The sequence below is a fragment of the Furfurilactobacillus milii genome, assembly GCF_009863985.1.
In the GTDB taxonomy this organism is placed as follows: Bacteria; Bacillota; Bacilli; order Lactobacillales; family Lactobacillaceae; genus Furfurilactobacillus; species Furfurilactobacillus milii_A.
On the sequence record NZ_WEZT01000011.1, the window covers coordinates 21,040 to 27,235 of the forward strand.

2 protein-coding genes are annotated in these 6,196 nt (G+C 46.8%); both read right to left on the reverse strand.

What is annotated here, in order from left to right; translation table 11 throughout:
* Positions 1-13: 13 nt before the first annotated feature.
* Complete coding sequence (locus tag GB992_RS06585) at positions 14-2,878, reverse strand: hypothetical protein (protein ID WP_161001733.1); 2,865 nt, start codon at positions 2,876-2,878, stop codon at positions 14-16.
* Entirely contained in the window at positions 2,859-5,753 is a 2,895-nt protein-coding gene (locus GB992_RS06590; protein WP_161001739.1) for a lectin-like domain-containing protein, read from the reverse strand. Before GB992_RS06590 ends, GB992_RS06585 begins: the two co-directional genes overlap by 20 nt.
* Between the last annotated feature and the right edge of the window lie 443 nt (positions 5,754-6,196).

The following is a 6,196-nucleotide window of genomic DNA, read 5'->3' on the forward strand; positions in this document are numbered from 1 at the left end:
GTTGACTGATCATTCAGCAAGGCCGCGTTTGATGCTGCACTAGCCGCGCTTTCAGCGATACCACGGACGCCAACGACTTTGCAGTTGACTGATCATTCAGCAAGGCCGCGTTTGATGCTGCACTAGCCGCGCTTTCAGCGATACTAGTTGCCGTTGATAAACTGACTTTCTGATCACTGACTTGATTATTAAGCTGATTGGCAGACGTCAAAATGGCGCCTAAATCAGTATTCGCGCTATCGGTGTTCACTAATCGACCTGCGTCACTAACAGCGCCAGTCATTTGAGAAGCCGCACTGTTAGCCTGTTCAACATCACTCGTTGCCTGACTAGCTAAACTGTTTGCAACGCTTACCGCTGAATTAGCGACACTGCCGTCACCAGCAATAGCAGTCGTTATCTGACTGTAAACGTTGTTTGCTTGAGAAGCCAAACTATCAACTTGATACTCTAAAGAGCTAACAGTCGAAGCAGCCGCAGAACCCTTGGCCGCATACTGGCTAGCTAATGACGCGTCATTGTTGGCCGCGGCAGAAGCTGCCAATGAAGCGTAATAATCAGCTTCACTAGTAGCAGTTGAAGCTTGTTTGTTATCGTCCGCAATCGCGCTTGCCAGAGAGTTAGTACCCTTGATTAGATTAGTGATTTCTGCGTTTTTAGGATCCGTAGCTGCTACTGAATTAGCAGCGCTCAGGATACTATTAACGTTTGTTCCCTCACTAGTGGCAGCAATTGTTGCCTTATTTGCAATGCTGGCAGCTGTTGAAGCAGCCGAGTTTTGAATGGCCGCGGCCGTGCTGTCGGCGATGGCCGTTTGGTTAGCCGCAACGGCCAGTGAATTGGCCTGACTCATTAATCCCTGAAGTGAATCTTGTAAGCCAGGAATTTGATGCTCAGCACTTGCGGCCAAAGAGGCATCTTTTGTAGCTTCACTAACATCATTTAGTGCTGCTGCCGATGCAGCCATCGAACTATAATCGCTGGCCTGTTTAGCCAAGTTGCTTACTGTCGTTTGGATACTATTTGCGGTGCTAGCAACCTGTTGCCCTTGTTTGGCTAAACTTTGTAACGCACTATCAGCGGTCGTCGCTGATGCAGCACTGGCAACCTCAGAAATTGCTTTATTAACGTTGCTGTTTTGCTGACTAACTGTTGTTGCCTCTCCGGAAGCAGTGGAGGTTGCTGCTGCCGCATCGGAACCTTGTTCACTAGCAGTAACACTATCAACATGGACTGCGTTGGCAATAATCGGCGCCGTCTGACTAATAACGTTGTTCAACGAAGTTAATGACGTTGTTAATTGTGCATCCTGGCTGGCGATTGAGGCCGCCGTTGAGGCAGCTTGAGAAGCGCCTGTCGCGTCATTGTTTAACGCAGCCGTAGATGCTGTACTCGTCAGTTGGTCAACTGTTGCCCGATCATTAGATAACTTGGTTGCAATCGAGGTAGCAGAAGCAGCCGCCAGACTGGTAGCAACAGCGGATTTTTGAACTTCAGCATTTGTACTATCAGTTGCTGCATCGCTAGCAGCTTTTCGAGCAATACTATCTGCCTGAGAGGCAACATTAGAACGATTGACCATCATTGATACCGTATCGGCATCCGTTGATTTTGTTGCCGAAGCGGCTTGTGAAGCAGCGGTGCTATCTGAAGTAACCTCGTTATCAATATCATCGTCTTCAGCTAAAAAGTCCGTGTAGAAAGCTCGAGCTGCCTTTGCCGCAGAGTCGGCTGTACTTTGCGCCGCTGACGCCGATGCAAATAACGTTTTAGCATTATCTGCCTGATTCAAAGCAGCGGCCGACTGAGCAGATTTGTACAGATTATTAGCAATTGTCGTTTGATCAGCTGCAACAGTCTGCAAAGACTGTGTGGAGGCAGCGGCAGATGCAGCCGCTGCAGCCTGCGACTGAACGTGAGCATTTTGCTTGTCCTGTACGGCCTTATTAGCGGCCCTGACACTCAACGAGTTGTTGCTTGTTACAAAGTCCTGAATCGTACCAATATCTGCACTAGCCTGTACTGCAGCCGCACTGGTGGCCTTCGCCGCCGAACTCGCCGCAATACTATCGGAACTAACAGCACTCTGAACGAAATCATTGGCGCTTTGAGCAACCGTGTACAAACTGGTAGCCACCATAGCGGCCGACAAAGCCGCTGTTTGTGCACTAGTAGCCGAAGCAGCATATTCGCTGGCTAAACTCGCATCATTCGAAGCCGCTGCTAGGGAGGCTCGTGAAGCAAAATCACTGGCAGCCGAAGCATAGTTACTCGACTGGCTAGCAAATGATGTCGCTTGCTTGGCTTCATAACTAGCAACAGATGCCGCCGAGGCCGCACCACTAGCGGCCGACTGAGCCAAACTGGCCGCACTGACAACCTTGTTATTGGCCAAATCGGTTTTTCCTGTTGCCGAAGCAGCGTTGGCATTAGTCACAGCTTCGTCGGCGGCCCCACTGGCAGTAACCGCATTGTTAACGGCCGTCGATGCAATGCTTTGTGCCTGACTGGCCAGCTGTGAAGACACCTGACTATCAACAGTAACCTGACTGGCCACGGTCTTCGTTGCACTCGTAACAATAGCCGCTGCACTGTGTGTTACTTGAGCTTCTGAGTTTGCCTGGGCGGCCAAACTAGAAGCACTCATCGCATAATCGTAAGCGGCACTAACATCGTTATCATCGGCAGCACTAGCAGCCAACGACGCAAATTGTAGCGCCTTATTAGCATCATTATTGGCGGAACGTGCTGCTTTATTACCGGTATCCGCATTTTGTGACGTTGTTCCGGCACCAGTTTGAACTGTGCCGTTAGCTTGATCAGCAGAGGCCAGTGACAGTGCCTGACTAGCCGTCACGTTAGCCTGAATCGCAGTCATTGCGGCAGATAATGCCGCCGACTGAACCGAATGGACGACACTCTGAGCTGTAGACGCAACATTGGATGCGGCAATTGAGGTCGGTGGCCGCGGTGCTCTTTGCCTGAGAAGCGGTAGAAGTCGTTTGGGCCGCAGTGATACTGGTTGCGTTCGTCAACGTTTGCGCGGCAGCGGCAGCACTATTCGCTACTGAAGAAGCATTGGCAATCGCTGTTGAAGCAACTGCTAATGCAGAATTGTATTGTTGCGTAGCCGAGCTGGCAGCTGTGTTAGCAGAAGCCGCTTTATTCTGATCAGATTGTGCCATATTGGAATAGTAAACAAGGTTTGAATCGTTTTTAAAGTTATTCTTTTCCCACTGGTACAACGAATTTGCCGATTGAGCAGCTACATTTGCAGCTGATGCATCAGCCAGTTCCTTCAGATACGTTTGTTCAAGATTGGTGGCCAAACTATTGGCAGAATTAGCCGTTGTAATAACTTGAGCAACTTTGCCGTTAACCGAATCTAAAACGCTCTGAGCACTAGTTGCTGCGCTTCCTTGGCCCAAAATGGCCGTGTAATAAGATTGAGTTGCTGAGTATTGATTAATAACATTCTTATCATTAGGTGAAACAGAGGCAGCATAACTAGCAGCAACCAACGCTGATTTGGCACTAGAAAGCGCGCCACTAGTCATTGCCTGATATGAATTAACCTGTGACTCAGCCGCTGTCACAGTCGGCGTTGGATCGGCCGTAAACGTGTATGTCAGTGACGTATTGGTACCAAATGTTTCTTTCAAATTTGGTGATTTGGTAAGTAAATAATTGAGTCCATCTGTCCCCTTGACTTCGGATGCCGGCTCAACAGCAGACAAATCAATAGCAGTCCCATCGACTCCAGAAATTGTACGATCATCTTTAATCTGCTTGCCAGTAGCATCAATGTAATGAATGGTTGTTGTAACCACATTACCGGTATCGATTTCTGGCGTCGTTTGTGCGGCATCATTCGTAACTGTATAGGCCACAGCAGACTTAAGTCCATAGCCAAGACTGTTATCCCAAACCACAACCGTGGAGGGATCCATCCCTGTGTCAATTGCTGCCTGGGCTGATTTTTTATCTGGATAGACGTGAATCGTATCTCCGATATTCGCGGTCACCGTGATTGGCGCAGACTGACCAGATGGCGTTTTCACGTTCAGAGTTACTTTGGAAACACCCTTAGTGTATGTCAGGCTATTGATACCAGCCCCCTGAGCGTTTTTTGAGCCCCCAGTTGATGCAGCAAAGGATAACGTATAGTTAGTTTGCTTGGCTTTAGGAATGACCTTAGTAAAAGTTATCCCATTACCACCATTGTCAGGGACCGTCATTGTTAGCAGACCGTCCCCATTAGATTGAATCGTGTACGTCATCGTAAAGTTGTGGTAATTACCGTCGATCAACGCATTATTCATCGGCCGCCAAGTCGTATTAGACTGTGCGGTATATGAATAACTATTTAACTGACCTGACTGATCTGTTGTCCGCCAGCCGATATAGACCTGGTTTGGATCGCCGCCGTTCCAATAATACGTATCAAAGACAAAGGCCATGGCATCTTTCAAACCCGCCACGCCAAGACCACCACCAGGTTGCCCATTATAAGTTTGCGTTGGATTCTCTGGCGACGGAACAAACACCAGTGAAACTCCATCTGCACCACCCTGTGGTCCAGTTTTATTCCCAATTTGAACTGATCCTTTAAGCGTAAAGGATTTGGTGAAATCTACTGTGTTGTTAAGGTTGGCATGACCCACTTCATCATTTTTATCTTCCGTTAGGCCAACTGTCCCATTGTTGTTAAACTGCACACTAGTACCATTACCGGTAAATTGCGTTGATGCGTTCGTGCCAGTAACATTCCCGTTAGCTGTCCCAATTTCCATGTTGTTGCTTAAAGTAGGCAGGTTAACACTGGCATCCTTTTGCGTGATCATCACAGGTTGATTAACAAGCGCCAACGACTTCTTCAGTTCTATCAGCTGAGCCGTTGTCGTTGCGTCTGGGAGACTAATTACTGTCATGCCATTAACCATCGTTAACGTGCTACCCGTAGGTAATACAGCCTGTTGAACAATTGACGTGGGTACATTGGTATTAATGTCTAATGATAAAGGTGTTTCACGTGTAACAGTCGTTTTTGCTCGGGACTGAGCTGTTACGATACTAGCTTCAGAAGCCGGAGTTGCTGCAGATTGTGACGATGCCACCAATGATGTCGTACTTTGTTGAAGACTATCTACTACGCTTGGGCTAGTAGCAACCGATAAAACAGCATCTGCCTGTGGCGCACGTGAAACCAGAGTGGCTGGATTAATAACATTGCCAGTAACAGCCGCTTGTTTTTCAGCCGGAGCACTTGTCGGCACCTGATCATTATCTTGCTGAGCCAAATACGCACGTGAAGTTAACGCGCTACTGTCAGGATTTTTTTCTGAACTACTGTTAACGCTGCTTTGACTACTAGCACTAGTTAAATCTGGATTTTTAGCATCAGTCGGCTGACTAACTGTCAGTTGCGCTGAATTAGCTGCTTGAGCCGCGGTGGATTCAGAAGCAGCACTAGTCATTGAGCTGCTTCTGACAACACTGCTGACTGCACTGCTATTAGTCGTATTTTGGGCAGCTCCGTCATTGCCAAGACTTGAAGAAGTAGTGATTGAAGTCTCAGTTGTCTGCGACTGAGCACCAGTTTGATCTGCCGAGATAATCCGGTCTGTACCAATCATCCCCGTGCCAAAGAAAAATAGCGCTATGCCTGCAAACAGCCAGCGCTTCCCTGCCTTATACATCTTATAATGCTCTTTGCGTGTCGTTGAGAACCGACCCAACTCACTATCTTTCATAAATCCCCTCAGAAACCCTGTTTCGGAAAAATTAACATCATTAAATATCACGTTTTGTTAATTATATATCGCGCAATTTATTTGTAAATACAGCAAAATGATGCGCTATTAAAATATTTAGTTGCGTTTTTAAATAGTGTTAATTTTATTGAAATTGGTACGGTTCAAAACTCCCTTATCACAAAGTAACAGGCCACTATTGGAACATTAAAGCAAAAAACAAAAGAGGCTCTTTCTGACAAAAAAATTGATTTCTAAGAATTTAATAATTTTTATATTGTTTAACTTTCTAGAGTCGTAATGTTTATTACCAGTACAAATATTGAATGAAAAACAGCGTTCGACATGGCAAATTCTATAATTAATCCGAACAGAAATTAAAAAGCCCAAAGCAATCACTTACAATGGTAGTAGCTAATTCCAACCAATATAGGGAGTGATTA

Excerpts from the sequence above, each read along its gene's own strand:
- GB992_RS06585 (WP_161001733.1), bottom strand. The coding sequence starts at position 2,878 with ATGACTGCGATTCAGGCTAACGTGACGGCTAGTCAGGCACTGTCACTG.
- GB992_RS06590 (WP_161001739.1), bottom strand. The coding sequence starts at position 5,753 with ATGAAAGATAGTGAGTTGGGTCGGTTCTCAACGACACGCAAAGAGCAT.